This window comes from Pseudarthrobacter quantipunctorum (assembly GCF_045291495.1).
GTDB classification, from domain to species: Bacteria; Actinomycetota; Actinomycetes; order Actinomycetales; family Micrococcaceae; genus Arthrobacter; species Arthrobacter quantipunctorum.
The window spans coordinates 3,609,497-3,634,157 of the sequence record NZ_CP148033.1 but is presented as its reverse complement, the minus strand read 5'-3'; the positions used below and the strand labels follow the sequence as shown (position 1 = coordinate 3,634,157).

Annotated in this window: 29 protein-coding genes; 18 read left to right on the top strand and 11 right to left on the bottom strand. The window is 66.9% G+C overall.

Annotation, left to right across the window (positions count from 1 at the left end; all coding sequences use genetic code 11):
• Window positions 1-56: 56 nt before the first annotated feature.
• Window positions 57-314, bottom strand: a complete 258-nt coding sequence (locus tag WHH00_RS16575; protein WP_066273382.1) for a DUF6458 family protein — start codon at window positions 312-314, stop codon at window positions 57-59.
• A gap of 255 nt (window positions 315-569) precedes the next feature.
• Here WHH00_RS16575 and WHH00_RS16570 point away from each other — a divergent pair, with 255 nt between their 5' ends.
• The 3 genes from WHH00_RS16570 to WHH00_RS16560 all read left to right on the top strand — a co-directional run bounded on the left by WHH00_RS16570 (window position 570) and on the right by WHH00_RS16560 (window position 4,824).
• On the top strand, window positions 570-1,214 hold the full coding sequence (locus WHH00_RS16570; RefSeq protein ID WP_406634465.1) for an alpha/beta hydrolase: 645 nt from the start codon (window positions 570-572) through the stop codon (window positions 1,212-1,214).
• Between the two features lie 384 nt (window positions 1,215-1,598).
• Window positions 1,599-2,351: an HAD family hydrolase gene (locus tag WHH00_RS16565; protein WP_406634463.1), complete on the top strand. Its 753-nt coding sequence runs from the start codon at window positions 1,599-1,601 to the stop codon at window positions 2,349-2,351.
• A gap of 130 nt (window positions 2,352-2,481) precedes the next feature.
• Window positions 2,482-4,824 carry a glycoside hydrolase family 65 protein gene (locus tag WHH00_RS16560; RefSeq protein WP_406634461.1) on the top strand — a complete coding sequence of 781 codons (2,343 nt, stop codon included), beginning with the start codon at window positions 2,482-2,484 and terminating at the stop codon, window positions 4,822-4,824.
• 21 nt (window positions 4,825-4,845) lie between these two features.
• Here WHH00_RS16560 and WHH00_RS16555 read toward each other — a convergent pair whose 3' ends face one another.
• On the bottom strand, window positions 4,846-6,144 hold the full coding sequence (locus WHH00_RS16555) for an MFS transporter (protein WP_406634459.1): 1,299 nt from the start codon (window positions 6,142-6,144) through the stop codon (window positions 4,846-4,848).
• A gap of 160 nt (window positions 6,145-6,304) precedes the next feature.
• Between WHH00_RS16555 and WHH00_RS16550 the strand changes: the two genes are divergently transcribed.
• Together WHH00_RS16550 and WHH00_RS16545 are read left to right on the top strand one after the other, a co-directional pair.
• On the top strand, window positions 6,305-7,114 hold the full coding sequence (locus WHH00_RS16550; RefSeq protein ID WP_406634457.1) for a hypothetical protein: 810 nt from the start codon (window positions 6,305-6,307) through the stop codon (window positions 7,112-7,114).
• On the top strand, window positions 7,098-7,847 hold the full coding sequence (locus tag WHH00_RS16545) for a LamB/YcsF family protein (protein ID WP_406634455.1): 750 nt from the start codon (window positions 7,098-7,100) through the stop codon (window positions 7,845-7,847). Before WHH00_RS16550 ends, WHH00_RS16545 begins: the two co-directional genes overlap by 17 nt.
• Window positions 7,848-7,868: 21 nt before the next feature.
• Here the strand turns inward: WHH00_RS16545 and WHH00_RS16540 are convergent, their stop codons facing one another.
• Window positions 7,869-9,227, bottom strand: a complete 1,359-nt coding sequence (locus WHH00_RS16540; RefSeq protein ID WP_406634453.1) for a DUF445 domain-containing protein — start codon at window positions 9,225-9,227, stop codon at window positions 7,869-7,871.
• Between the two features lie 49 nt (window positions 9,228-9,276).
• Here WHH00_RS16540 and WHH00_RS16535 point away from each other — a divergent pair, with 49 nt between their 5' ends.
• The 7 genes from WHH00_RS16535 to WHH00_RS16505 all read left to right on the top strand — a co-directional run bounded on the left by WHH00_RS16535 (window position 9,277) and on the right by WHH00_RS16505 (window position 13,906).
• A complete protein-coding gene (locus WHH00_RS16535; RefSeq protein ID WP_406634451.1) occupies window positions 9,277-10,176 on the top strand; it encodes a glycerophosphodiester phosphodiesterase family protein in 900 nt (299 codons plus the stop codon).
• A gap of 6 nt (window positions 10,177-10,182) precedes the next feature.
• Window positions 10,183-11,589, top strand: a complete 1,407-nt coding sequence (locus WHH00_RS16530; RefSeq protein ID WP_406634449.1) for a CoA transferase — start codon at window positions 10,183-10,185, stop codon at window positions 11,587-11,589.
• A gap of 40 nt (window positions 11,590-11,629) precedes the next feature.
• Entirely contained in the window at window positions 11,630-12,091 is a 462-nt protein-coding gene (locus tag WHH00_RS16525) for a hypothetical protein (protein ID WP_350001035.1), read from the top strand.
• Window positions 12,088-12,837 (top strand): AzlC family ABC transporter permease, encoded by a 750-nt coding sequence (locus tag WHH00_RS16520; protein ID WP_350001033.1) that lies wholly within the window; start codon window positions 12,088-12,090, stop codon window positions 12,835-12,837. The genes WHH00_RS16525 and WHH00_RS16520 overlap by 4 nt, the downstream gene beginning before the upstream one ends.
• Window positions 12,834-13,145, top strand: coding sequence for an AzlD domain-containing protein (locus tag WHH00_RS16515; protein WP_350001032.1), 312 nt, complete (start codon window positions 12,834-12,836; stop codon window positions 13,143-13,145). Before WHH00_RS16520 ends, WHH00_RS16515 begins: the two co-directional genes overlap by 4 nt.
• Before the next feature lie 168 nt (window positions 13,146-13,313).
• Window positions 13,314-13,571 carry a hypothetical protein gene (locus WHH00_RS16510; RefSeq protein WP_406634446.1) on the top strand — a complete coding sequence of 86 codons (258 nt, stop codon included), beginning with the start codon at window positions 13,314-13,316 and terminating at the stop codon, window positions 13,569-13,571.
• 83 nt (window positions 13,572-13,654) lie between these two features.
• Window positions 13,655-13,906, top strand: a complete 252-nt coding sequence (locus WHH00_RS16505; protein ID WP_406634444.1) for a hypothetical protein — start codon at window positions 13,655-13,657, stop codon at window positions 13,904-13,906.
• 127 nt (window positions 13,907-14,033) lie between these two features.
• Here WHH00_RS16505 and WHH00_RS16500 read toward each other — a convergent pair whose 3' ends face one another.
• Both WHH00_RS16500 and WHH00_RS16495 read right to left on the bottom strand, forming a co-directional pair.
• Window positions 14,034-14,258: a hypothetical protein gene (locus WHH00_RS16500; protein WP_350001027.1), complete on the bottom strand. Its 225-nt coding sequence runs from the start codon at window positions 14,256-14,258 to the stop codon at window positions 14,034-14,036.
• 210 nt (window positions 14,259-14,468) lie between these two features.
• The gene (locus WHH00_RS16495) at window positions 14,469-15,104 is read right to left on the bottom strand and encodes a TetR/AcrR family transcriptional regulator (RefSeq protein WP_406634442.1); all 636 of its coding nucleotides are present in this window, start codon (window positions 15,102-15,104) and stop codon (window positions 14,469-14,471) included.
• Window positions 15,105-15,224: 120 nt separating this feature from the next.
• Here WHH00_RS16495 and WHH00_RS16490 point away from each other — a divergent pair, with 120 nt between their 5' ends.
• The 6 genes from WHH00_RS16490 (at window position 15,225) to WHH00_RS16465 (ending at window position 20,205) form a co-directional block, all read left to right on the top strand.
• Window positions 15,225-15,548: a thiamine-binding protein gene (locus tag WHH00_RS16490; protein ID WP_174182222.1), complete on the top strand. Its 324-nt coding sequence runs from the start codon at window positions 15,225-15,227 to the stop codon at window positions 15,546-15,548.
• A 97-nt stretch (window positions 15,549-15,645) separates the two neighbouring features.
• Window positions 15,646-16,323: an O-methyltransferase gene (locus tag WHH00_RS16485; RefSeq protein WP_406634440.1), complete on the top strand. Its 678-nt coding sequence runs from the start codon at window positions 15,646-15,648 to the stop codon at window positions 16,321-16,323.
• Between the two features lie 105 nt (window positions 16,324-16,428).
• Entirely contained in the window at window positions 16,429-16,908 is a 480-nt protein-coding gene (locus WHH00_RS16480) for a Dps family protein (RefSeq protein WP_406634438.1), read from the top strand.
• A 14-nt stretch (window positions 16,909-16,922) separates the two neighbouring features.
• Window positions 16,923-18,065, top strand: coding sequence for an acyl-CoA dehydrogenase family protein (locus tag WHH00_RS16475; protein ID WP_406634436.1), 1,143 nt, complete (start codon window positions 16,923-16,925; stop codon window positions 18,063-18,065).
• Window positions 18,059-19,465: a bifunctional PIG-L family deacetylase/class I SAM-dependent methyltransferase gene (locus tag WHH00_RS16470; RefSeq protein WP_406634434.1), complete on the top strand. Its 1,407-nt coding sequence runs from the start codon at window positions 18,059-18,061 to the stop codon at window positions 19,463-19,465. The genes WHH00_RS16475 and WHH00_RS16470 overlap by 7 nt, the downstream gene beginning before the upstream one ends.
• Window positions 19,462-20,205, top strand: a complete 744-nt coding sequence (locus tag WHH00_RS16465) for a glycosyltransferase (protein ID WP_406634432.1) — start codon at window positions 19,462-19,464, stop codon at window positions 20,203-20,205. Before WHH00_RS16470 ends, WHH00_RS16465 begins: the two co-directional genes overlap by 4 nt.
• A 90-nt stretch (window positions 20,206-20,295) precedes the next feature.
• On the opposite strand, the gene WHH00_RS16460 is transcribed toward WHH00_RS16465, so the two are convergent.
• The 6 genes from WHH00_RS16460 to WHH00_RS16435 all read right to left on the bottom strand — a co-directional run bounded on the left by WHH00_RS16460 (window position 20,296) and on the right by WHH00_RS16435 (window position 24,649).
• Window positions 20,296-20,472, bottom strand: a complete 177-nt coding sequence (locus WHH00_RS16460; protein ID WP_231457440.1) for a CsbD family protein — start codon at window positions 20,470-20,472, stop codon at window positions 20,296-20,298.
• Window positions 20,473-20,608: 136 nt separating this feature from the next.
• Window positions 20,609-20,866: a hypothetical protein gene (locus tag WHH00_RS16455; RefSeq protein ID WP_406634430.1), complete on the bottom strand. Its 258-nt coding sequence runs from the start codon at window positions 20,864-20,866 to the stop codon at window positions 20,609-20,611.
• A 396-nt stretch (window positions 20,867-21,262) separates the two neighbouring features.
• A complete protein-coding gene (locus WHH00_RS16450) occupies window positions 21,263-22,480 on the bottom strand; it encodes a YhjD/YihY/BrkB family envelope integrity protein (protein ID WP_406634428.1) in 1,218 nt (405 codons plus the stop codon).
• Between the two features lie 113 nt (window positions 22,481-22,593).
• Window positions 22,594-23,256, bottom strand: coding sequence for a DUF3618 domain-containing protein (locus WHH00_RS16445; RefSeq protein WP_406634426.1), 663 nt, complete (start codon window positions 23,254-23,256; stop codon window positions 22,594-22,596).
• Window positions 23,253-23,684, bottom strand: coding sequence for a phage holin family protein (locus WHH00_RS16440; RefSeq protein WP_406634424.1), 432 nt, complete (start codon window positions 23,682-23,684; stop codon window positions 23,253-23,255). The genes WHH00_RS16445 and WHH00_RS16440 overlap by 4 nt, the downstream gene beginning before the upstream one ends.
• Complete coding sequence (locus WHH00_RS16435) at window positions 23,684-24,649, bottom strand: hypothetical protein (protein ID WP_406634422.1); 966 nt, start codon at window positions 24,647-24,649, stop codon at window positions 23,684-23,686. Before WHH00_RS16435 ends, WHH00_RS16440 begins: the two co-directional genes overlap by 1 nt.
• Window positions 24,650-24,661 lie beyond the last annotated feature (12 nt).

Sequence of the window (24,661 nt, the reverse complement as noted above, 5' to 3'; positions counted from 1 at the left end):
CTCGTCGGGTTCATTCCTTGTCCAGCCAGGCAGTCAGGCCGGGACTTTCCGGGTGACTACAGTCCGCCGTCGCGGCTTTCGTTCCGGGTGATGCGTTCGCCCGTGTTGGGGTCCACCACGGAGCGGGTCTCGCTGACGCGGCGGCTGCGGCCGGGGGAGGCGAGGATGAGGGAGGCGATGAGCCCGATGACGCCCACTGCGATGAGGATGTAGCCGATGAGGACCTGGTCCACGAAGGGGATAAGGCCCGGAGCGACTGCCCACGCGAGGATGGCGCCGAGGGCGATGAGGAAGATGGAGGATCCGATTCTCATGACGTGCTCCTTGTTTGGGGGACGGGCGTAGTCATCACCCGCTGACGGTTGCTAAGCATGCTGACCGATAAGCGTCACGCTACAGCGCGGGGTTGCCGTGTTCAATGCTTCCGGACGGTGCGTAACCCATTCGTTGCGCTGTGGCCACTGTGAATGGTGTGGCGTCCGCTCGGCCCCGCTGCCGCCGTCGGACAACCGCCCGCGGCCCGGCACGGCGTCAGGCTCCGCCCCAACCTGGCTCGATAGGCTGATCCGATGGAAACAGTTGTTTGGTCCAGGCCGGAAGACCAGCGGGCGGGTACGCCGCTGCTTGTCATGATGCATGGCTACGGTACGGACGAATCCCGCATGGTCCGCCTCTTCGAATACCTGCCGGCGGAATTCACGTGTGCGGCGCTCCGTGCACCGATGCCCATCGGTGACCACTATGGCTGGTTCCTGCTGGACTACTTCCTGGCCAACGACTTCGCGGACGTCATTAAAGCCTCAAATGCAGTCCAGGTCTGGATCAACAGCGTCAAGGGCCAGCACAGCAGCGTAAGCCTGCTCGGGTATTCCCAGGGCATGGCGATGGCCAGCACCCTGCTGCGCCTCCACCCCAAGGACTATGAAGCGGTGGTGGGGCTGTCCGGCTTTGTGCTGCAGAACGAACTGCTGTCCCTTACTGAATCCTTTGATACCCGGCCGCCCTTTTTCTGGGGGCGGGACAAAGCTGACCTGGTCATCAATGAGGACGCCATCGCGTACACGGAGGAATGGCTGCAGGAGAAGACCCTCCTCACCGCCAGGACGTACCCGGGGATGGGCCACGCCATGTCCAAGACGGAGATGGTGGACGTGAGTTCGTTCCTGCGGCACTACGTGCTGCGGCCGGAGGGGTCCACAAACAACCAGCGGTGATGCTGTAGGGCCTGGGAAGTGCGTAACGTCGGTTTGTAAAGAAAAAACAGTTGCAGGCTAAATTTGTAAGCGCTTACACTCATCTTCGGCCGCCATAGCGGCACTGGACTGGGTGAACAGGAGATCGGCGCGGTGCGGAGGATGTACTGCAGCGGGCTACGGCCCGATGACCCGTGCCGGACCTGCACCCTGCCGGCTTGTCTCCGGGCGCCGGCATGCCCATGATGGTAGAAGTGCATGGGCCGGCAGGGTCAGGGCCGCCACGTTCCCGCCGTGGGCGAAGACCTGCCGCACTTCCTGAGCATCCTGGCATCGTCGCCGCCACACTTCAGAGCATCCTTCCGTACAAGGCTGCCCGCCGTCCTGAAAGGACACCCACCACCCATGAGCGATAACACGGCAACAGGCCATCCAGCCGGCGGTCTCTCCGCCTGGGCCGGCGCGTCCGCAATCCTCTTTGACCTGGACGGCGTGCTGACCCCCACAGCCACAGTCCACGAGCGGGCCTGGCAGGAACTGTTCGAGGGCTTTCTGGCGTCGCAGCCACAGGTGGCCGGTTACAGCGAAAGCGACTACTTCGACCACATCGACGGCAAGCCACGCTTCGACGGCGTGCGGGACTTCCTGGCTTCACGCGGGATTGTCCTTCCTGAGGGTCCCACTGACGATGACCCCGCCAACAGCACCGTGCAGGGCCTGGGCAACCGGAAGAACCGGATCTTCAATGACATCGTGAGCACAGGCGTCGAGCCCTTTGAAGGTTCCGTACGCTTCCTCGAAGCCGTACTGCAGCGCGGACTGAAGGTCGCCGTCGTCTCGTCCTCCCGCAACGCACCCGCGGTCCTGGAAGCGGCCGGGCTCAGCGACCGCTTCCCCGTAGTGGTGGACGGCGTGGTGGCTGCAAGCGAAGGCCTGCCCGGCAAACCGAGCCCGGCCACCTACGAGTACGCAGCCCGCCTGCTGGACCTGCCGAGCGAGGAATGCGTGGTGGTGGAGGACGCAGTCTCCGGTGTCCAGGCCGGGGAGGCCGGATCCTTCCACTCCGTCATCGGCGTGGACCGTGGAGCGGGGCGTCAGACCCTTCTCGACGCCGGCGCAACCCTGGTGGTCAATGACCTCAAGGAACTGCTTCCCTAAAGAACGTCCGCCGTCCCCCCCGGGTGGCGCCCGCTGCTTTCCCCGCAGCTCCCGTCAGTACCCTTCCCCAAATATCCCCCGGGCCGGCAGCAAACCAGCTGCCCGGCCACACGTCAAAGGACCCAACACCATGGCCCTGATCTCCGCGGACCGCGAAAGATTCCCCAACACCCCCTGGCAGCTCGTGGAAACACGCCACGAACAGGGCAACGAGGGGACGCTGGAAACCCTCTTTTCCCTCGGAAACGGGCACCTGGGCATCCGCGGCGCCCACTGGGCCGCAGCCGATTCCGACCTTCCAGGCAGCTTCATCAACGGGCTGCACGAAATCTGGGACATCAAACATGCGGAAAACGCCTTTGGCTTCGCCCGCACCGGCCAGCGCATCCTCTACATCCCGGATGCCAACAACTTCACGGTCGTCCTTGACGGGGAGTCCCTGAGCCTGGCTGAGTCAGAGGTGCTGGATTACCGGCGCTCCGTCGACTTCTCCACGGGCATCTACGAATGCCGCATCACCTGGCAGTGCCGCTCCGGCGCCGTGGTCACCACCACCGAGCGGCGCGCCGTGGGTTTCGCGTCCCGGGGAAGCCTTGGCATCTCCCTTGAGGTGGCCACGGACCGCGAGGTGTCCGTGGACGTCACCTCCTCATTGATCAACCGGCAGGACCAGCCGGTGGAGGACCACTCCGTCCACGATCCCCGCCGTGCAGGCCGGCACGCAGGCCGCGTCCTGCTGCCCCTTCGCCTTGACGGCGGCGACGGGTCGCTCCGGCTGGCCTGGGAGGCCGCGGAATCCAAGCAGCGCGTGGGCGTCGCCGTGGACCACTGGACCTCCGCCGGCCATCAGCCGTTCGAGACCCTCGTGGACCAGGACGACAGCAGCGTCCGCTATGTCCTGGCGGTTGGCCCCGGCGAGCCGTTCCGCCTCGAAAAGAGCGTCAGCTACGCCGCCGGGCGGGCCATCCAGGACCCGTCAGTGGACCCGGCCGCTGCCGCCGAGGAAGGCCTGCGGCCGGTAGCGGACATCTTTGCCGAGAGCGAGGCGCACTACCGGAACTACTGGGCCACCTCGGACATCGTGGTGACCAGCCAGTCCGAGCTGCAGCAGGCCATCCGGTGGAACCTGTTCCAGCTTGCCCAGGCGACGGCGCGCGCGGACGTTGCCGGCATTCCCGCGAAGGGCGTGACAGGTTCCGGCTACGAGGGCCACTATTTCTGGGACCAGGAGGTCTACCTCCTGCCCTACCTGACCTACACCAACCCCGACGGCGCGCGGCGGGTCCTTGAGTTCCGCCACGGCATGCTTCCCGAGGCCAAGGTCCGGGCCAAGGAGCTGAGCGTGGACGGTGCACTGTTCCCGTGGCGCACCATCAACGGGCTCGAGGCGAGTGCGTACTACGCCGCCGGCACGGCACAGTTCCACATTGCGGCCGCCATCGCCTTTGCCACCAACCGGTACGTGTGGGCCACGAAGGACGCCGAGTTCCGGGACGGGATGGGCGCCGAACTGCTGATTGAAACGGCGCGCATGTGGATCTCGCTGGGCTTCTTCGGCAAGGATGGGCTTTTCCATATCCATGGCGTCACGGGCCCTGACGAGTACACCGCCGTGGTTAACGACAACCTCTACACCAACGTGATGGCCCGCTTTAACCTCCGGGCTGCCGCTGCCCTGGAGCATGCGGGCGTCACCGACGAGGAGCGGCAGCTGTGGGAGGCGGCTGCGAACCGCATGCAGCTGCCCTTTGATGAGCGGATGCAGGTGCATTCCCAGGACAACGACTTCATGCACCTCGAACCCTGGGACTGGAACACGCCCCGGTCCAAGTACCCCTTGCTGCTGCACTTCCACCCGCTGGTGATCTACCGCCACCAGGTCCTCAAGCAGGCGGACACAGTCCTGGCGATGTTCCTGCAGTGGCAGGATTTCACGGCGGAGGAGAAGCACCGGGCCTTCGACTTCTACGATCCCCTGACAACGGGCGATTCGACGCTGTCCGCCTGTGTCCAGGGCATTATGGCAGCCGAGGTGGGGTACTCCCGCGAGGCGCTGGAGCACTTCACCAACGCCGTGTTCATCGACCTTGACGACACCCACGGCAACACCATCGACGGCGTGCACATTGCCTCCACCGGCGGGGTCTGGAGCTCCCTGGTGTGCGGTTTCGCCGGGCTAAGGGACCAGGGCCCGGTTCCTTACTTCGACCCCCGCCTCCCCGCGGAGTGGGAAGGACTGGACTTCCATCTCAAGATCCAGGGCCGCCTGCTGCGGGTGGAACTCGGGAGCGGCTTCATCACGCTGACAATCTCCGAGGGGGAGCCCCTGGCGGTTGATGTCCGCGGCCGGGAGCTCACCATCGGCGCCGAACCCGTGAAGGTGGCACTGGATCCCGTGCCGCAGCCGGAGCCCACGGTGTTCCCCAGCGGACATCCGACGGCGAGCATCCCGGTGGTACGTGCCAACAGCTGAGTGCGGGGCGGCGGCGGGAGCCTAGTCTCCCGCCGTCGTCGTGCGTTGCAGCCTGGGTTCCTGGTCCAGGGGGTGGGCCAGTTCATCGGCGGGCATCCGCGCAGCAGCCAAGGCGATGACCGCCATCACCGGGCAGACGCCGCCGGCCACCAGGAAGATCAGCCAGATGGGCAGCACCTCCGCGGCAGGCCCGGCCAGGGCCATGGACACCGGCATCAGGGCCAGCGAGACGAAGAAATCCAGGCTGGAGACCCGGCCCAGGAGGTGCGGCGGAACCCGCCGCTGGAGCAGGGTGCCCCAGATGACCACACCCACGCTGCCGGTGGCGCCGAAGATGAACAGTGCCCCGGCGATTGCCCAGAAGCTGTCCATGACGCCGACGGCCGCCAGCGGCAGGCTGCCCGCACCCCAGGACACCATCATCACCGTAAGGTAGCGGCGCGGCAGCCGGAAGGACGCCGTCAACAGCGAGCCAAGCGCGGCGCCGACCCCCATCACGGCCAGCAGGAAGCCGAACATGCGGGAATCGCCGTCCAGCTGGTCCCGGACCACGAACGGCAGCAGCACCTCGATGGGACCGATCAGGAACAACACCGAGATGCACGCCCACAACAGGGTCCACAGCAGCCATGGGGTGCCAAGGGTGTAGATAACCCCTTCGCGAAGGTCGTGGAAGAAGGATCGCCTGGGCAACTCAACGCCGTCCGGGCCGCTGGCGGGGGCCGCCAGTGCGTGCTGGCCCAGGAAGTTCAGGACGATGAACGCCAGGAAGTGGCACACCGCCACCGCCGTGACCGCGTGCGACGGCGAGAGGGCAGCCACCACCATTCCAGCCACCGCCGGACCGGCCGCCTGCTGGAGGACGGGACGCATGGACCCTTCCATTCCGTTTGCTGCTAGCAGGTCCTGGGCGGGAAGGATGCGCGGCAGGATTGCGGAGTAGGCAGGAAAGAAGAACGCCGCGCCGACGCCAAGGACAAAGGACCCCGCGGCGATGTGCCACAACTGCAGCAGGCCCGTCATGGCCAGCCCGCTGACGGCCGCTATCACCGCGAGGTTGGCCCCTTCCACGGCGATAATCAGCCGGCGCTGGGGGATCCTGTCCGCAGCGATGCCGCCGGCCAGGACGAACGCCACCAGGCCCACGCTGCCGGCGGCGGCCACCAGGGACAGTTCCAGCGGACCGCCGCCCAAATGGATCACCTGGTAGACCATGGCCACGGCCCACATGCCGGAACCGAAAATTGAGATGGCAAGCGCTGCGATCAGGACCCTGTACTCGCGGTGGGCAAAGGGCCGCAGGGCCTTGGGGGTGGGCATAGGCTAAGTCTAGGCTTTGGGCGCACTCCGGAGGAGCCCGCGCACCCGCCCCGGATGGACGCGGCGGGTGCGCGGCTCCTTCCGCGGTGGCCTAATGTTAAGCAACCTTAGTATTAGGAATTCCGGTACAGGCGTACCGCCGAGACAAGCAGAGGTGACCATGGCCAGGCGCAGCAATCCCGCAGTACGGATAGCACAGGAAACCGCCCACAACGCGGTGTTCGACGCAGACGGGAAGCCCAAACCCGGGGTCCACAACATGCTCCTGAAGGCGGTGGAGATCCAGCGCCCGCTGGTGGTGGCCTACATCCGCCGGCTGCAGAGGAAACACCCCCGGGCCACGGCCGCCCAGCTGGCCGACATCCTGGAACGCGACTACCTCCGCGCGGTCACCGGCGGCGGTGCGCTGGTAGGTGCTACCGCCGTCGTGCCCGGCGTGGGCACCGTGGCATCCCTTGGGCTGTCTGCCGCCGCGACGGTCGGGTTCCTGGAAGCAACAGCCCTTTACTCCACCTCGCTGGCGGAGCTGCACGGGATCCGGCTCACCAACCCGGAGAAGGCCAGCACCATGGTCATGGCCATCATGCTGGGCGAGGAAGGGACAGCCCTCATCGGGACGCTCAGCGGCCAGGCTGCCGGCAGGGAAATGAACGCCAACAACGCCTGGGGCAACGTCCTGTCCAAGTCGATGGTGCCGGGCTTCGGCAGCATCCGGAGCAGGATCCAGAAAGCCTTCCTCAAGAACCTCCTCAAGCGGCAGGGATCCGCGCTGTTCGGCCGGGCACTGCCGTTCGGGATCGGGGCGGTGGTGGGCGGAGCCGGTAACCTCGTGATGGGCCGTGCGGTGGTGGCCAACGCCAAGGAGGCGTTTGGACCCATGCCGGATACCATCCCCGGAGAGCTCACGGCTGCCGCGGCGGCCCAGGATACCCCGAAGCTGGAAGGCAACACTCTTGGATCTCAACGCTGACCTTGGCGAATCATTCGGCTCCTGGCGCATGGGGGACGATCCCGCCATGTTCCAGCTGGTCACCAGCGCCAATGTGGCATGCGGCTTCCACGCCGGGGACCCCGTCACCATGCTGGACAGCTGCCGCGCCGCCTATGAGCTCGATGTGACCGTCGGCGCCCATGTGGGGTACCGGGACCTGGCCGGCTTCGGCCGCCGCTCGCTGGACATGAGCTTCGACGAGCTCTTCGGCGACGTGCTGTACCAGCTGGGAGCGCTCGACGGCGTTGCCCACGCCGTGGGTGCCTCCGTGGACTACGTGAAGCCGCACGGCGCCCTGTACAACCGGCTGGTCCACGATGCCGAACAGGCTGCGGCCGTGGTGGCCGCAGTGAACGCCTACGATCCCGGGCTGCCCATCCTGGGGCTGCCGGACTCCGAGCTCCTGAAGCAGGCCAGGGATGCCGGGCACCCGGTGTTCATCGAGGCCTTCGTGGACCGCGCCTACCGGGCGGACGGCACGCTGCTTCCGCGCTCGGAGGAGGGTGCCGTGCTGCACGACGTCGACGCGATTGTTGAGCGGGCCGTGCGGCTGGCTGCCAAGGGCGAAGTGGTTGCCGTGGACGGAACGGTGGTGCAGGTCAGGCCGGATTCCCTGTGCATCCACGGCGATACTCCGGGTGCGGTGGAGATGGCTGCAGCCGTCCGGGCAGGGCTGGAAGCCGCCGGCATTGAGCTGGAGTCCTTCGCGTAGCAGTTTCCTGCCGGCCGGGGGTCAGCCGAAAATCAGGTGCGCCACCGTAAAGATCGCAAGCCCGGCCAGCGCACCCACCACGGTGCCGTTGATCCGGATGAACTGCAGGTCCTTGCCTACCTGGAGCTCGATCTTCTGCGACGTTTCCTCGGCATCCCAGCGGGCCACGGTGTCCGTGATGACCCCGGCAATGTCCGACCGGTAGGTCCGTACCAGGTAGCCGGCTGCGTCGCCGATCCACGCGTTGACCTTGCCGGCCAGCTCGGGATCGCCGACCAGCCGGGAGCCGAAGTCCCGCACGGCCGCCTTGAACTTCACGGTCAGTTCGCTGTCGGGATCGTCCACGGCGCCCAGCAGCGCGTTCTTGACGGTGCCCCAGGTGCGGGAGGCCAGTTCACGCACCTCGGGGTCTCCGAGGACCTGGGCCTTGATGTCCTCGGCGCGGGCGATCATCACAGGATCATGCTGCAGGTCCTGGGCAAGGTCGTTCAAGTACTTGTCGATGGACTGCCGGACCTGGTGGTTGGGGTCTGCCTGCACCGCCCGGACGAACTTGAGGATCTCCACATAGACCTTGTCACCCACCAGTCCGTCCACGAACTGCGGCACCCACGTGGGGGAGCGGTCGGACACCAGGTGGGTGACCGTTTCGTGGTTGTCGTCCACCCAGTCGGCGGCACGGTCCACCAGCAGGTCCACCAGGTTGTGGTGGTGCCCGTCGCGGAAAATCCGCTCGGCCATCTTGCCCACCGGGGGTCCCCACGGCGGAGTCAGGAGGTGCTTACGCACCATTCCCTCGATGACCGCCTGGACGTCGTCGTCGTTCAGTACTTTGAACAGGCCGCGGATGACGGCGGCGCCTTCCTTGGCCACCCGCTCGGAACCGGCGGGCGTGGCAAGCCACTCGCCCGCCCGGCGGGCGATATTCACGCTGGCGAGCTTGTCCTGGACCACCTGCTCCGAGAGGAAGTTGGTCTCAACGAACTCGCCCAGCGAGGCGCCGATCTGGTCCTTCCGGCGCGGAATGATGGCGGTATGCGGGATCTTGATGCCCATGGGGTACTTGAACAGTGCCGTGACAGCGAACCAGTCAGCCAGCGCGCCCACCATGCCGCCCTCGGCAGCCGCGCGGACGTACTGGAGCCACGGGTATTCCTTCTGCAGCGCGAACGCGAAGACGAAGATCACCGCCATCACCAGCAGCAGCCCCAGCGCCACCATCTTCATTTTCCGCAGCGCTGCCGCCTTTTCGGCGTCGCCCGCGCTCAGTTGGTGGCCGACGGCGGCCCGCGCCTCCGCCTGGCCCCTTGCGGGCAGCGGTGCGGACGGGGTGGGCCCGCCGGGTGCTTCGCGGGTAGTTGGCTCAGAGTTCACCTGCATGTGCCAAGCCTAGTCCCGCAGCACGGGGCCGGTCGGCTACCGTGTCTGCATGACTACTGACGAGTCAGCGCCGCAACGGCCGTTGGTCTTTGCCCACCGCGGCTCCAGCGCCGCGTTCGCCGAACACACCCGGGCCGCCTACCTGCAGGCCCTGGCCGACGGCGCCGACGGCGTGGAGTGCGACGTCCACCTCACGCGGGACCAGCACGTTGTCCTCCTGCATGACGCCAACCTGGACCGGACCTCGGACGGAACAGGGCCCGTAGCCGAGCGCACGCTGCGGGAGCTGCGGCACCTGGACGTGTCATCGTGGAAGGGCGTCCGCATCCCGGAGGCATACGGTGCCCGGTCAGAGCAGCTGCTGACCCTGCCGGAACTCCTGGAGATCCTCCGCGGTGCCGGCCGGCCGGTGAAACTGGCCATCGAGCTCAAGCACCCCAGCCCGTACCAGCTCAAGCTGGAGGACCGGGTCCTTGAGGTGCTGCGGAGCGAGGGGTGGGACCCTAAAAGTTCTGCCGTGGACAACGTGGCGGTGACCTTCATGAGTTTCAGCCCGGACTCCGTCCGGCACCTGCTCGAATCAGTTCCGCCTGAATACATCTGCCAGTTGGTGGACGACGTGGACATCCGGGCGATCCGAGGCGGACTGGGGTTCGGGATGATCACCGGCGGCGCAATTGCCAACCTGATGAGGGCAACCCAGGCCGAAGCCGAGCGGATCCTGGACAACGGCCAGGTGGGCCTCGCCGGGCCAGGCATCGACTATGTGCGCCGGCATCCCGCTGCCGTCCAGCGCTGGCTCGCCGGTGGCCGGCGCTTCCGCGTGTGGACCGTGGATTCCGAGCAGGACGTTGCACTGTGTGCGGGATTGGGGATCCAGGAGATCACCACCAATGTCCCGGCCCGGGTCCTGGGCCAGCTGCAGGTCGCCTCGCCGCAGGGAAGGTAGGGGCGCATGGGCGGGATCCCGGACGGCGTGCCCGCGCTGTTCAGCTGCCTTGAGCCGCTTTTCCGCCGGCAGGACGCCTCCGGCGGGCTCCGGCCTGCGCCCTGGTCCGGCCCTCGCCGCTGGTGGACCGGGCCCCTGGACGTTGAAGGCCTCAGCCTGGGTGCGGTGGGTGCTGCCGCGGCGGCCCTGAACCTCCTGGCGGGTGCGCCGGACAGGTTCGCCACCACATCAGCCCTGACAGCCGCAGCCTTCGACTCTTCCGGGCATCTGCGCATCTCCGGGCATCCCATCCAGGGGTTCGCCCCGCTGTCCGGCTTCCGGCGCACCCTTGACGGGTGGATCCGGCTCCACGCCAATTATCCGCATCACGCAGAGCGGCTGATGGAGGCGCTGGGTGCCACCACCGCCGGCGGCGTGGCCGCCGCGCTCCGCAGCATGGAGTCCCTGGAGGCCGAAGCAGCCATCCAGTCCCGCGGCGGGGTGGCGGCGGCCGTCAGGACCCGGGAGGCATGGCTTGGCTCCGCGATGGGCCGCTCGGCGGGCAGGGGTCCGTGGATTGACCTGACGCTTCCCGGCGGCAAGGCCAAAGGAACACGGCAGCCCGTGCTCCAGCCCCTTGACGATCCGCGCAGGCCGCTCCTGGGCGTCCGCGTGCTGGACCTGACCCGTGTCATTGCGGGCCCGGTGTCCACCCGCCTGCTGGGCGTGCTGGGGGCGGACGTGCTGCGGATCGACCCGCCGCAGCTTCCGGAAATCACCGGCCAGTTCGTGGACACCGGGTTCTGCAAGAGGAGCGCCGTGGCGGACCTCGCCCTTCCGGGGAAGCTGCACCGCCTGCACCACCTGCTGCACACGGCCGACGTTGTGGTGGCAGGCTACCGCGCCGGCTCCCTCACCCGCTTCGGGCTGGAGCCGGAGGCCCTCCTGGACGCCAGGCCGGAACTTGTGGTGGCCACCCTTGACAGCTGGGGCAGGGAAGGGCCGTGGAGCGGCATGCGCGGGTTCGACAGCATTGTCCAGGTGGCCACCGGGATCGCGGACCGGTACGGGGTGGAGGATGGCGACGGCGGCTGGCGGCCGGGTGCGCTTCCCGTCCAGGCGCTGGACCACGCCACCGGGTACGGCCTGGCTGCCGGTGCCATCGCGCTGCTCGCGCACCGCCAGCAAACCGGCCTGGGCGGATGGGCCCGGATGTCCCTGGCCCGGACCGCCGAGGAGCTCCTGGGCCTGCCCGCCCCGCCCGGCCAAGCTGGCAGCCCGGCAAGCCAGCCTCCCACGCCTGACCTGCGGACACAGGCCAGCACGTACGGCGAGCTTCAGTACGCCAGGCCGCCGCTGCTGCTCGACGGACAACCCCTCGACTATGGCCGCCCTCCCGTACCCTATGGAAGCTCGGAGCTGGCGTGGGCCTGACGGTTACAGGAGCCCGCTGCGCCTGTGGTTGAGTGGAGCCATGCCTTTTCCCCGCTCCGGCCGGGCCGCCCAGACCCTCTCCGCTGCAGCCATGAGCGCCCTGCTCCTGGCCAGCGCCATGAAGCACTTCCGCGACCCCGCCTTCTACCGCCAGGTGGTCCCGGGCTACCTCTGCCGTGACGACGACGCCCCCCAAGGTGCCGCGCCTTCACGTCCGCTTGCCCTCCTCTCCCGGGAGGAATGGATAGCCCTGAGCGGGCTGGTGGAGCTGGCAGCCGCCGTCGGAATCCTTGTCCCGGCAACGCGGAAGGTGGCCGCCACCGGCACCGCCGTGATGTTCACCGCGTTCCTGGCCGGACACGTCGACGCGCTCCAGCGGGCGTACGGGCCCAAGGGGACCCGCGCCCAGCGGAAGGTGCATACCGTCCGCCTTCCGCTCCAGGCACCGCTGATTGCGTGGGCGTGGAGCCTGCGCCGGCCGGCCGGGGGAGCGCGTCCGTGAGCCTGCTGGCATCCCCGGCGATACGGATGGGAATCTCCATCAGCATCGCCACCGGTTTGTACGGTGTGTCCTTCGGGGCACTCTCAGTGACGTCCGGGCTCAACTTCTGGCAGACGATGGCACTGAGCCTGCTCCTGTTCAGCGGCGGCTCGCAGTTCGCGTTCATTGGCGTGGTGGGCGGCGGCGGGTCCGGCATCGCGGCCATGAGCGCCGCCACCCTGCTGGGCATGCGCAACGGGATCTACGGCATGCAGCTCAACGCGCTCCTGCACCCCACCGGCTGGCGCAGGTACGTCGCAGCCCAGCTCACCATTGACGAGTCCACAGCAACCAGCTCCGGCCAGACCGATCCCGCTGAACAGCGCCGGGGGTTCTGGGCGGCGGGCATCGGCATCTACGTGCTCTGGAACCTCTTCACCGCCATCGGAGCGCTCGCCGGAAGCGGCTTGGGCGATCCCAAGCAATGGGGGCTTGACGGTGCAGCCGTCGCTGCGTTCCTGGGGCTGCTCTGGCCGCGGCTCAAGGGGCGCGAGCCGGTTGCCATTGCTGCCGTGTGCGCTGTGGCCACCGTCATCGCCGTGCCGTTCGTCCCCGCCGGCGTGCCGATCCTGGTGGCGGCCGTGGTGGCCGCGGTCATCGGATGGTTCAGCCATGGCCGGAGTGACGAAGGCCTCGAGCCGGACGTGGACCCCTTCCGGGAGCGCCACCACCACGGCGGACATGCCAGCCAGAGGATCACCGAATGAGTCTCTGGATCTGGCTGCTGATTGCCTGCGCCCTGGCCTACGCCTGGAAGCTGGTTGGCTACTTCGTTCCGGCCCGGTTGCTGGAAGATCCGCGCATGTCACGGGTGGCGGGCACCATGACCATCGGACTGCTCGCCTCCCTGACGGTTGTGAACACCGTTGCCACAGGCCAGTCGCTCGCCGCTGATGCCAGGCTGGGGGCGCTGGTGGCTGCCGCGGCAGCCCTGGCCCTGCGCGCGCCGTTCCTGGTGGTGGTCCTCGCCGGCGCCGGGACGGCGGCGCTGCTGAGGGCCCTGGGCTGGAACTGACCGGCTGGAACTGACTGGCTGGAACTGACTGGCTGGAACTGACGGCGGCACCTGGAATGGGAACACGCACCCTCTTTTTGTGATGCCTGTCACATGAAGAGCCCTTTTCCGGTTGTACTATAAAAGCGGCTATGCAGTTGGCCTTGGAAATTCTCACGAATGGCACCCATGGAAAATCAGCTGCATCCAGCCGGGGAAAGACCCGGACGTCTGCACCACAAACACACCAGGCGCCGCGCGGGACTGCCGGCCAAGCGCTTCTTCACCCGGTTTGCCGGCATGGCTGACGTCCCGGCCGAGGACCTGGAGTTCCTCTCGCAAAGTCTGGACGCAGCGTTCGACGTGGACACGGCGTCCAGCATTCCGGCCCTGCGGGCCTTGGTGCGCCGTGAGCTTCGCAGCAGGGGAGAACCGGGCGGCCACTAGCAAACCGCATCCCGGAACGGATATGTGGTGGACTGGCACCAGGGCCGCAAACCCACTGCGGCGGCCACAAGGGAGGAACCGCGATGAACGATCGGTCACGTCCGGAGCAGCCGGGGAAGCCCCGGCAAGGGTACCTTGACCCCGGTGGTTCGGAATCCACCCGGGAACTGCGGGATACAGCCCGGCGCCGCCGCGATGCGGAGGAAAAGCTGCAGCAGCACCTCAACGAGGCCAAAGACCACGTCCCCAATGAGCGCCACGACCAATCGGAGCAGCATCAGCAGGAGCACCACGAGTCCGACGGCGACGCCGGACAGGGCTCGTCCCGCTGGTAGTGGTGGGCGGCGGGCGCTGGGGGAAAGGTGGGGCCGCGGGCGGGTGCAGGGGTCCGGCGATCCGGAACCTGGGGAGCCGAAACCTGGGGATTCAGGGTCTGCGGGCCAGAGTGTTGCAGCCTGCCGGCTAGGCCACGCCGTGCGCTGCGCCATCCGGCGAACTGGCCCGCCTGCAGCTCTCTTCAACAGCCATCTCGTACCACGCTTCCGCCCCGAACTCGGGTTCAGGCGTGTCCAGGTTCTGGTACAGGGCGTCCAGCAGGTTTGCGAGTTCTTCCGCCGTCAGGGAGGGAAGGACTTCCTCGGGCCCGCGGGGATCGTTAAGGTACTTGTTCAGCTTTGAACTGTTCATCGTGCCACTGCCAGGATGCGCCGGAACTGAGGGGATTGCTTCATGGGTCACTCCATCCCTAAGTTGGGAGGCTGGCTGCGTAACCCCTCCTGAAGTGTATTGCACGTGCAGGACGCCCACAATGGTGCCATCCGCGCGCCAAACACAAACGCCGGGGCCAGTGGTCCGAAGCCTCCGGCCGCGCTTCGTGCGCGCAGCTTTACGGCAGTCTCAGCCCAGGTGCGGGCCCGTTCCAGGTGTGGACGGGACCGGCACATGGGCAGGCAGGGGGCGGGTGGGCCGCACCGTGCGGATGGCGTCCTCAACGAGGGCCAGCGGACGGCGCCAGGCGTCAGAGCCGGGCTCCATGGTGTCCACCACGCCGATAAGCATCGCAAGCAGCCGGAACATGTCCGTCATGGAGATGTCTGCCCGCAGGCTTCCCTGGCCCTGCCCGCGCACCAGCAGCACGCTGATGGAGTCCATGAGTGAGCCGGTGATGCCCGTCAGGAGTTCCCGCCGCCCCGCCACGGCGCCCAGCAGGTTGGCGTCAGCGCTGGCCGCGTCCATGAGTGCCTCCAGGACACGCAACAACCCGGCGGCCGCGTCGATGTCCGCCAGGGCACCGTCCACCACCGGATCCACAGTGAGGCGCAACTGCCGGTTTAGGGCGGCCAGGACCAGTTCTTCCTTGTCCGCGAAATTGCGGAAGAGGGTGGCAGGGCCAACCCCTGCTGTTGCCGCGATGGTCTGCAGCGGCACTTCCGGTCCAAATTCGCGGAAGCATTGCCGGGCCGCCGTGATGATTTTGTCCACGTTCCGTGCTGCGTCGGCACGGAGGGGCTTACGGGCGACTGCGAGGCTCATGCGAAAAGGTTAGCAACGGAGCTTTCGGCGATCACCGTTACTGCAGGGTAGGCGGTTATGTGACGCCCAGGGGCACCTTCCCGCCCTGCCGGCGCGGGCCCGCCGTGGCACACTGGCTTCATGTTGCTAGCGTTTTCTGTCGCCCCCTCGGGCGCCCCCAGCGAAGGTTCAAGGCCCACAGACGCGTCAGTGCACGACGCCGTTGCCGCCGCCGTCAAAATCGTCCGCGAGTCCGGTCTGCCCAACACGACGGACTCGATGTTCACCACCATCGAAGGCGAATGGGACGAGGTCTTTGACGTGGTCAAGCGGGCCACGGAAGCGGTGGGACGGTACGGCAGCCGCGTCTCCCTGGTGATCAAGGCTGACATCCGGCCGGGGTACACAGGGGAACTGACCGCGAAAGTGGACCGCCTGGAAGAAGCGCTCGCAGACGGTTCCTGACCCGCGCAGCCCTGGCCCGCCGTCGGCCGTTACCGGACCCAACTCCGGGAACCGCAGCTCTATGGACCCCAAGGCTGCCCCGTGCCAAACTGTGGCAATGTTCGAGCACCAGCCCCGGCCGGAGTGGATTGCGGCTGAAGAGTTCCTGTCCCGCGTCGTGGTCCATCCCGATCCTGCGCTGCAGCAGGCCATAAATTCCGCCGCGGAGGCGGGGATGCCTGCCATCGAAGTGGCGCCGAATGCGGGCAAGCTCCTCAAGCTCCTGGTGCAGCTGACAGGAGCCCGGCGCGTGCTCGAAATTGGCACGCTCGCCGGCTTCAGCACCATCTGGATGGGCCGGGGCCTTCCCCCTGACGGCACCCTTGTCACCTGCGAATTCCTGCCCAAGCACGCGGAAGTTGCGTGGGCCAACATCGATGCCGCCGGCCTCGGGGAGAAAGTGGAGATCCGGCTGGGGCCCGCGCTGGAGACCCTGGCGGCACTTGAGGAGGAGGGCCGGGCGCCCTTCGACTTCATCTTCATTGACGCAGACAAGGAGAACAACAGCCGCTACCTGGACTGGGCCGTCCGGCTGGGGAGGCCCGGGGCTACGGTGGTGCTGGACAATGCCGTCTGGGAAGGAGCCATCGTTGACCCCGCGATGGACCCCGTCAACGCGCCGGGAATCATCGGTGCACTCGAGCTCCTGGGGAAGCATCCACGGCTGGACGCTACCGTCATCCAGACCGTCGGCTCAAAAGGCTGGGACGGTTTCGCGCTTGGACGTATCCGCTAGCGCCGGTGCCGGGAATCTTTCCTGCCCCACAAACTGCTAAGTATGCTTAGAACCAGAATCCGGCTGGCAGCCAGCCGGACCAACAGTTAGCAGTGGAGGAAAACGATGAAAGCCTCACCCACCCTTGCCGGCAACCTACAGACGGTGCTTACGGACCTCATCGAGCTGCACCTGCAGGGAAAACAGGCGCACTGGAACCTCGTGGGCACCAATTTCCGTGACCTGCACCTGCAGCTCGACGAGATCATTGCCGCCGCACGGCTCTTCGCTGACCAGGCCGCCGAGAGGATGCGCGCGCTGCATGCCCTTCCGGACGGCCGCAGCACCACCGTCTCAGCCGGCACCCGGCTGGACGGGTTTCCCGAAGGCCTAACCTCCACAAAACAGACAGTAAAACTCATAACGGCCCGGCTTGAGCGGACAGTCCAGACCATGCGGGATGTCCACGATGAAGTGGATGAGGAAGACCCCACCAGCGCGGACCTGCTCCACGCCGCCATCGAGCGCCTGGAACAGCTGGCCTGGATGGTCAATGCCGAAACCATGGCACCCACCGCCTCCGTCACCGAGCCGGCCGGCGCATAGGCGCCGCCGTCACGATGCCGGAACTTTCCGAGGAACACAGCCAAAAATCCGCCGGGAACGCGGTGTTCGGCCCCAGCGCAGCGGTCCGGCTGTCCGCCGGCAGGGAAGGCCCAGACAGCCTGGATCCCCTGTTCCAGGCCGTCTCCGCCAGCGCCGGTGATGTACCGGCTTTACTTGAGCTGGCCCAGGAGGCCGGAAAACAGTGGCCGAAGCCCGGTGAAGGCAGTACCGGGCTTCTCTGGGAGCTCCTGGCCACGGTGGCCGCCCTTGACGTTGCAGCTGCACGCGTCTTTGAGCCGCACCTGGACGCGTTGGCGATCCTGGCCCAGGCAGGGCATGATCCCGCCCGTGCCAGCGGGGCCTGGGGTGTTTTTGCGGCCGAAGGTCCAGGGATGCGGCTCTCGGCGGAACGGAACGGATCCGGGGTGGTTCTGACCGGCTCCAAGCCGTGGTGTTCCCTCGCCCCGCTGCTTGACCACGCGGTGGTCACGGCCCATACGGACGACGGCGGCCGCGCGGCTTTTGCAGTGGACCTGCGCCAGGCGGGCGTCACGTGTGAGGAGCCGGACTGGGTGGCCAGGGGGCTGCAGGAGATCCCAAGCGGGACTGTCCGGTTCAGCAGTGTCCCCGCCGAGCCGCTGCAGGGAACCAACTGGTACTTCAGCCGGCCTGGCTTTGCCTGGGGCGGCATGGGGGTGGCCGCCTGCTGGCTCGGGGGAGCCGTGGGCATCGCCCGCGACTACCGGGAATCCCTCAGTGCGGGACGTCTTTCCGGGCGGGAGCCGGACCAGGTTGCACTTGCGGCACTGGGCGAGCTGGACCGCACCCTGACCTCCGCGCTGGCCTGCCTCGCTGGAACAGCGGAAGGCATAGACCGGCCAGGACAGAGGCCGGCTGAACAGGTGTCCCCTCAACAGGGGACCGCCGGGCAGGTCTCGCCGTGGAGCAATGCGCTGCGGGTACGCGGAACCTGTGCCGCCGCCGTCGAACGCGTTTTGTCCGTAGTGGGCAGCAACCGGGGGCCGGGACCGCTGGCCTTCGACCGGAAGTACGCAAAGCGGATGGCTGACCTGGCGCTGTACGTCCGCCAGCACCACGGCATGCGTGACGACGCCCAGCTGGGCACCTTGACCTTGAAAGGTGACGCGCCGTGGTGACCTTCCTGCACACCGACGAGGGGACTGACGAGACCGCCTGGTCCGCCCGGGGCCTTCCGGTCATTCCCGAGCTCCCGCTCGCTCCGGAGGAGCTTGCCGCCATGCGGTTCCTGGTCCTCGCCGCCCACCCGGACGACGAAACACTCGGAGCGGGCGGCCTGCTGGCACGGCTGCACGGCCTCGGCGCAGAGGTGGAGGTGCTGCTGTGCACGGCAGGCGAGGCCTCGCACCCCGGATCGGAAACCGTCTCCCGGGAAGAACTGACGGCCCGGCGCCTCGCTGAATTCGCGGCTGCCCTTGAAACCATGGGGCTCACGGACCGCTGGCGGTACCTTGGCCTGCCGGACAGCGGCCTGGCGGAGCGCACGGCGGACATCGCCCGTGTGGTCAGGGAAGCCGCCGCAGGGCTGGCCGGCCCTGCAGGCCGGCTCGCCATTGTTGCGCCGTACCGCGCCGACGGGCACGCCGACCATGATGCCCTGGGATCAGTGGCCGCTGCTGTTGCCGCCGGGAACGGCTACGCCCTGCTGGAGTACCCCATCTGGTACTGGCACTGGGCCACGCCCGGCAACCCCGAGTGGCAGTCCTGGGTGAGGCTGCCGCTGGAGCCGGAGGAACAGTCCATCAAGGAACGGGCCATGCAGGAGCATGCCAGCCAGACCACGCCGCTTTCTCCGCATCCCGGTGATGAAGTCCTCCTGAGCGAGTCCTTCCTGCGGCACTTCTCCCGCCCCTTTGAAACCTTCGCCTGGACACCTCCGCAGGAGTTCATGCCCGGTAAAACAGATGGCCCCGGAACCGTGCCGCACACCAGCAAGGAAGCCCAGGAAATTTTTGACGGCATACACAACCTGGAACCCGATCCCTGGAAGTACGCCACCAGCTGGTACGAGCGCCGGAAACGGGCGCTGACGGTCGCAGCCTTGCCCTCCGAACAGTATTCCTCGGCGCTGGAGATCGGCTGCTCCATCGGCACGCTGACGGCCGAACTTGCCCCGCGGTGCGCGAACCTGCTGGCCGTGGACGCCAGCGGTGCGGCGCTGGCGCAGGCAGCAGAACGCCTTGCTCCTTTCCCGGGCGTATCAGCCAGGCAACTGACCATGCCCGCGGAGTGGCCTGGCGGGAGCTATGACCTGGTGGTGGTGTCCGAGGTTGGGTACTACCTCACCGCCAGTGAGCTCGAAGCCCTGATCGAAAGGATCAGGCATTCGATGCTCCCGGGCGGCACCCTGCTGCTGTGCCACTGGCGCCACCCCATTTCGGGCTGGGAACTGGACGGCGAAACAGTCCACACCCGGGTGCGGGACGGGCTGAAGTGGCCCACTGCCGGCCTCTACCGGGAGCGCGACTTCCTGCTCGAAACCCTCACAGTGCCCCTGGCGGCGGTGCCTGCGCCTTGACTGCCGTTGACCGGGTGGCCGTGGTGATTCCGGTGCACAACGAGGAGGACCACCTGGGCCGCGCCCTCGGCGGCGTGGCGGCCGCTGCATCCGCGCTCCGGGAGGTCCATCCCCACATTGACCTCCGGGTTCTGGTGGTCCTTGATTCCTGCACGGACGGGTCTGCGGCCATAGCCTCCACGTACGCCGCCCGGAACAGCTGCTTCTCTGTCCTGGCGGTTGCCTTTCGCAGCGTGGGCAGGAGCAGGCGGGCGGGAATCTGGCAGATGCTCGGTGCGGCCGCAGATACAAGCCCTGGCGCCGCGGCCAGGTTATGGCTGGCCAATACCGACGCCGACTCGGTGGTTCCTGAGAACTGGCTTGTGGGACAAATCAGGTTGGCCGCAGCGGGAGCCGACGCCGTGTTGGGGTCCGTGGACGTGGATCCTGCCGGGATGGCGCCGGAACTGCTCGGCCGCTGGCAGTCTATGCACTCCTTTGGTGAAGACCACCCGCACGTGTTCGGGGCGAACCTGGGCGTCCGCGGTTCGGCATATCTTGCGGCGGGCGGGTTCCCGCGGCACCTCTCGCATGAGGACCGGGTGCTCGCAGGGCGGCTGCGGGAGCACGGGTTTGATGTGAGGGCCACCGACACCATCCGGGTGCGGACGTCCGGCCGGACGCAGGCCCGTGCCCCAAAGGGCTTCGGCGCCTATCTGCGGACGCTGGGCAGGGACATTGCGCTGGCACCGGAGGCTTAATGCCAGCCCCGGACACCGAGGATAAGCGGGAGCGTGGCTTAACGGAAAAGGGGGTTGCTGCGGTACCGCAGCAACCCCCTTTCAGCAGGACTACTCCTTACGGAAGGCGTCCTTGACCTTCTCGCCGGCCTGCTTCAAGTCAGCCTTGGCCTGGTCCATTTGGCCTTCGGTCCGCAGGCTTTCGTCATCAGTTGCCTTGCCGGTTGCTTCCTTGGCCTTGCCGGCCATTTTCTCGGCGGCATTGTCGATCTTGTCGTCCAAACCCATGGCATTTCTCCCTTCGGCTTGTGGCCTGCGGCAATACGCGGGCCATGCTCCCATGCTAGCCAGCAAGGGGTTGCTTCAACAGATGGCTGGCTGCGGCAGGGAGCGTTTCCAGGAGGGGAAAGCCGGTGGGACAGCGTCAGACCAGGTCGGGGGCGCTTGCGACGATGTAGTCGGCTGCTGCCGGGCCGGTCATGGACAGGTTGTTGCTGTCCGGGTCGATGCCGTGTGTATCCAGCGCCGCCCACAGGGCTTCCGGCGCTTGCAGCGGGGCCTTATGGAGGAGGCACCAGCTGGTGTAAAGGCCATATAGCTCATCGCGTCCGAGGCCCAGCCCCGGCTCCCTGTCCGCGACGACTGCTTCGGCGAGAAAATCTTCAAAATGTGTAGCAGGCATGTTCGCTCATTCGGGCTCGACCTTGATGCCGCCGTATCTGCTTCAGCGGCCCTGCCGGCCCCGGAGGGCGCAACAGAGTAATCATGAAGGTATGGCAGGTCGGCTCGCTTTGTCCAGTTAGGCTGGCCAGCCTGGCCAGGTAATCCAGCCAGGCAGGGAAACCGGCCTGGGTGGGGACTTCGGCGGCGGGTGAATCGCGCCACGGGATCCAGCTGTTTTCAGCTGGACCGAGGGGGCCGACGGCGACTGGGGGGACTGGCCTCGGTCTCAGAAGAGGCCATCTCACCGCCGGCCCCGCCTGCTCCCGGGCACCTTGTTAAACCCGGGAAACCTCAACAGGACCTTCAAGACAATTTTCTCCCATCTTGAAGGTCCTGCCTAGTCCCCGTGGAAACGCTAGCGGAGGTCGTTTCCGCCGCGGGCGTCGTCTCCGCCTACGGCGCGGTCGCGTACCTTGTCACGGACCCGGTCCCGGTGCGGCTCCGTGTGCTGTTCGGAGTCACGTGCCCCGTCCTGGTTGTGGCCCCCGTCCGAGGAATCATCGCGGCCGTTCTCGGCGCTGTACTTCTCACGGAGCTCCCGCCCGTGCCGGATGTCCTCTTCCTCCTGCTTCTGCAGCTTTTCGCTCTTCTTGGTGTCCCTCGGGGGCAGCTGGATGGTTTCCTCTGCCTTGATTCCCGCCTGGAGCTGCCGGCCGCGTTCCATCTCGGCGTCGAACTCGGCACCGAAGAGCAGCGACATGTTGAGGATCCAGAGCCACAGCAGCATCACGATCACGCCACCCAGGGCCCCGTAGGTCTTGTTGTAGTTGCCGAAGTTGCCTACGTAGAAGCCGAAGCCCAGTGACGCAAGCAGGAAAACGAACAGCGCGATACCGGACCCCAGGCTCATCCACTTGAACTTGGGCTGCTTGACGTTGGGGGTGGCGTAGTAGAGGACGGCGATGATCACGATGATCAGTCCCACCATCACAGGCCATTTGGCGATGTCCCAGATGGTCAGGAATACGCCGCTGAGGCCGATCAGCCCGCCAACCGCTTCTGCCACCGGCCCGCTCAGGACCAGCATGCCGGCCAGGATGGCCACGATGACAACGGCAAGGAGGGTAACCACCAGCATGGTGCCCCGGAGCTTCACAAACGGCCGGCCCTCGTCCACCTCATAGATCCGGTTCATGGCACGGCCGAACGCCCCGACGTAACCGGACGCCGACCACAGGGCGGTGGCAAGGCCAAGAACCAGGGTGAATCCTGCCGCTGGGGCATTTGCCAGGTCCGCCACCACTCCGCCTACCGTGTCAACAGTCTCGGCCGGGACAAATCCGCTGACAATTTGCAGGAGCGCGTCTGTGGTTTTCTGTGGATCACCAAACAGCCCGACCAGGGACACGAGAGCCAGGATGGCCGGGAACAGGGACAACACCGCGTAGTAGGTCAGTGCGGCAGCCAGGTCCTGGCATTGGTCCTTGTTGAACTCCCGGAGGGTTTTGGTGGCGATGTACTTCCAGTTCGGCTTCACCAGGTCCTTGGGACTGTCCGGCTTCCTGGAATCATCGGGGGCCGGGGCCTGGCCTGCTTTGGCCGTGCTGCTCTCGGATGCATCATGAGTGGCCATGGGGTGTCCTCTCGGTAAGGGGCGAAAAACGGACAGGCCGGCTCCGCGGTTGGCGGGCCGGCCTGTCGGGTGGTGCTGGTGCCTTGCTTGTGCCGCGGTGTGCTGGATGCCGCTTAGGTGTTCTTGACGTGGCCTGCGGCGTCGGTGGCGTGGTCTTTGACGTCGGTGGCTGCGTGTTGGCCTTCGGTTTTGACATTTTGGGCGGCGTCGGTGGCGGTGGCCTTGACGTTTTCCATGGCTTCCTGGGCTGGTTCCTTGAGGTCCTGGACCATGTCCTTGGCGGCGTCGGTGACCTGGGTGGCCAGGGGCTGGGCTGCGGTTTTGAGCTGGTCCGCGGCTTCGCGTTCTTTTTGGCTGGCCGGGATCAGGGAGGAGATCAGCATGCCGGCGCCGAACGCGATCAGGCCTGCGGCCAGGGGGTTGCCCTGGGTTTTGGCTTTGACCTGGTCCGGTGCGTTGGAGATCGCTGTTCCGGCGTCACCGAGTTTCGCTGCGGCGGTGTCCTTGGCCCCGTGCAGGGTGTCACCGGTGGAGTGCAGGGCGTTGCCGGTGTGCCCGGCGCCGGTGTGCATGGTGTCCTGGACACGGGTGGTGGTGTGGTCTGCTGCGCCCATGATTTTCTCCTTGACCCCGCTGACCGCGTCTTTCACTTTGTCGGTCTGGCGGTGGACGATGTTTGAGGGGGTGACTTTGTCCGCCACGGCGTCGACGTTGGTGCCCAGGCGTGCGCGGGTGGCTTCTATGTCTGAACGGATTGCGTCCGGGTTATCGCTCATCGGTTTACCTCACCTGGTTTTAGGGTTGGGGGTATTTCGGACAGGGTTTCGCCGGTCTGGGGCAGGCCCTTGATCTGTTTGAGTTCCTTGCGGCCGATCGAGGCCAGGACCGCGGCGATGATGCCCCAGATCACGGCGACGATCAGCGCGGCCCAGCCCAGCGGCATCAGGGCGCCCAGGGCGAACATCAGGCCCAGGGACAGGAAGAGAAGGACGAAGTGTCCTGCCACGCCTGCCCCGGCGAGCATGCCCGAGCCCTTGCCGGCCTTCGTGGCCGACTGCTTCAGTTCGGCCTTGGCCAGCTCGACTTCCTGGCGCATGAGCGTGGACAGGTCACGGGTCACATCCCCGAGCAGCTCACCCAACGAGGCATTCTCAGCCTTCTCGTGCGCCACACTCGGAGCCGGTTCCGGAATCGAACTACTCATCACAGCCCGCCAGACTGGCCATCCCTGGAACGGTCCCGGGTGAGGGGATCGCCTGCCATGGGATCGTCGGCCAGGTCGCGGTCGCCCAGCGGATCACTGGCGATCCGGTTTCCGGACCACGGTTCTTCAACCAGCTGCGGGCTGTCCAGGGGACTGGCGGGACGCGTGGGGTCGGCGTAGCTGCTGCCTGGCGCGCCGCCGTCGTATCCTGCCGTTGTGGTGGCCGGCCCGGGAAGCTGCACCGGAGGCGGAGGAACCGTGCCGCCCGCCGGCACATAGGACTCTGTGTACCGGTCGCCGTATGGCGTTCCGGAGTATAGGCCCGCGGTGCTTGTGGTGCCGCTGGTGGATGAAGATTCCGGTGCCCCGGCGGTGAGGCCGCGGGTGAGCCTGCCTGCCAGGACGCCTGCACCCGCTGCAAGCAGGAGGAAGGTGCCGGGGTTGTTGCGGGCAAACCTCTGGACCTCGCCGAGAAGGTCGCCCGGCTGCCTGTTCTCAAGCCAGGACGCCATTGACGACGTGCGCTCGGCAACCTGCCGGACAAGGTCGCTGGCGACGCCCTGCTGGTCCGGGGCGGTGGCCATGCTGTGCAGCTGGCTGGAGATATTGCGCATGCCCTCTGCGGCCTTCTGCTGCTGCGTCCCGGCCTGGCTGGTCAGTCCCGACTTCGCCTGGTGCAGCAGTTCCTGGGCACTGTACTTCGCCTCGGACGCCACATGCGCGGCTTCTTCCTTGGCGGTCTGTGCAACGTTCTGGGCAGAGCCCTTCGCCGTGCGGGCAACGTCAGCTGCTTCTTCCTTTGCCGCATCCTTGCGTGACGTCCCGGAGCTGTCGCCGGGCTGGACCGCGCCGTATTGGGGAGTGGCGGCTGATGGGAATGTGGCGGCGGACCGCTCACCCGGAATTCCTGTAGAGGCCGGCGGAGCCGTCGTGGCGGGATCCTCGGGCCATTGGTTCTCTGTCATCTTCGCTCTCTC

Excerpts from the sequence above, each read along its gene's own strand:
- WHH00_RS16575 (WP_066273382.1), bottom strand. The coding sequence starts at position 314 with ATGAGAATCGGATCCTCCATCTTCCTCATCGCCCTCGGCGCCATCCTC.
- WHH00_RS16570 (WP_406634465.1), top strand. The coding sequence starts at position 570 with ATGGAAACAGTTGTTTGGTCCAGGCCGGAAGACCAGCGGGCGGGTACG.
- WHH00_RS16565 (WP_406634463.1), top strand. The coding sequence starts at position 1,599 with ATGAGCGATAACACGGCAACAGGCCATCCAGCCGGCGGTCTCTCCGCC.
- WHH00_RS16560 (WP_406634461.1), top strand. The coding sequence starts at position 2,482 with ATGGCCCTGATCTCCGCGGACCGCGAAAGATTCCCCAACACCCCCTGG.
- WHH00_RS16555 (WP_406634459.1), bottom strand. The coding sequence starts at position 6,144 with ATGCCCACCCCCAAGGCCCTGCGGCCCTTTGCCCACCGCGAGTACAGG.
- WHH00_RS16550 (WP_406634457.1), top strand. The coding sequence starts at position 6,305 with ATGGCCAGGCGCAGCAATCCCGCAGTACGGATAGCACAGGAAACCGCC.
- WHH00_RS16540 (WP_406634453.1), bottom strand. The coding sequence starts at position 9,227 with ATGCAGGTGAACTCTGAGCCAACTACCCGCGAAGCACCCGGCGGGCCC.
- WHH00_RS16535 (WP_406634451.1), top strand. The coding sequence starts at position 9,277 with ATGACTACTGACGAGTCAGCGCCGCAACGGCCGTTGGTCTTTGCCCAC.
- WHH00_RS16530 (WP_406634449.1), top strand. The coding sequence starts at position 10,183 with ATGGGCGGGATCCCGGACGGCGTGCCCGCGCTGTTCAGCTGCCTTGAG.
- WHH00_RS16525 (WP_350001035.1), top strand. The coding sequence starts at position 11,630 with ATGCCTTTTCCCCGCTCCGGCCGGGCCGCCCAGACCCTCTCCGCTGCA.
- WHH00_RS16515 (WP_350001032.1), top strand. The coding sequence starts at position 12,834 with ATGAGTCTCTGGATCTGGCTGCTGATTGCCTGCGCCCTGGCCTACGCC.
- WHH00_RS16510 (WP_406634446.1), top strand. The coding sequence starts at position 13,314 with ATGGAAAATCAGCTGCATCCAGCCGGGGAAAGACCCGGACGTCTGCAC.
- WHH00_RS16505 (WP_406634444.1), top strand. The coding sequence starts at position 13,655 with ATGAACGATCGGTCACGTCCGGAGCAGCCGGGGAAGCCCCGGCAAGGG.
- WHH00_RS16500 (WP_350001027.1), bottom strand. The coding sequence starts at position 14,258 with ATGAACAGTTCAAAGCTGAACAAGTACCTTAACGATCCCCGCGGGCCC.
- WHH00_RS16495 (WP_406634442.1), bottom strand. The coding sequence starts at position 15,104 with ATGAGCCTCGCAGTCGCCCGTAAGCCCCTCCGTGCCGACGCAGCACGG.
- WHH00_RS16490 (WP_174182222.1), top strand. The coding sequence starts at position 15,225 with ATGTTGCTAGCGTTTTCTGTCGCCCCCTCGGGCGCCCCCAGCGAAGGT.
- WHH00_RS16485 (WP_406634440.1), top strand. The coding sequence starts at position 15,646 with ATGTTCGAGCACCAGCCCCGGCCGGAGTGGATTGCGGCTGAAGAGTTC.
- WHH00_RS16480 (WP_406634438.1), top strand. The coding sequence starts at position 16,429 with ATGAAAGCCTCACCCACCCTTGCCGGCAACCTACAGACGGTGCTTACG.
- WHH00_RS16475 (WP_406634436.1), top strand. The coding sequence starts at position 16,923 with ATGCCGGAACTTTCCGAGGAACACAGCCAAAAATCCGCCGGGAACGCG.
- WHH00_RS16460 (WP_231457440.1), bottom strand. The coding sequence starts at position 20,472 with ATGGGTTTGGACGACAAGATCGACAATGCCGCCGAGAAAATGGCCGGC.
- WHH00_RS16455 (WP_406634430.1), bottom strand. The coding sequence starts at position 20,866 with ATGCCTGCTACACATTTTGAAGATTTTCTCGCCGAAGCAGTCGTCGCG.
- WHH00_RS16450 (WP_406634428.1), bottom strand. The coding sequence starts at position 22,480 with ATGGCCACTCATGATGCATCCGAGAGCAGCACGGCCAAAGCAGGCCAG.
- WHH00_RS16445 (WP_406634426.1), bottom strand. The coding sequence starts at position 23,256 with ATGAGCGATAACCCGGACGCAATCCGTTCAGACATAGAAGCCACCCGC.
- WHH00_RS16440 (WP_406634424.1), bottom strand. The coding sequence starts at position 23,684 with ATGAGTAGTTCGATTCCGGAACCGGCTCCGAGTGTGGCGCACGAGAAG.
- WHH00_RS16435 (WP_406634422.1), bottom strand. The coding sequence starts at position 24,649 with ATGACAGAGAACCAATGGCCCGAGGATCCCGCCACGACGGCTCCGCCG.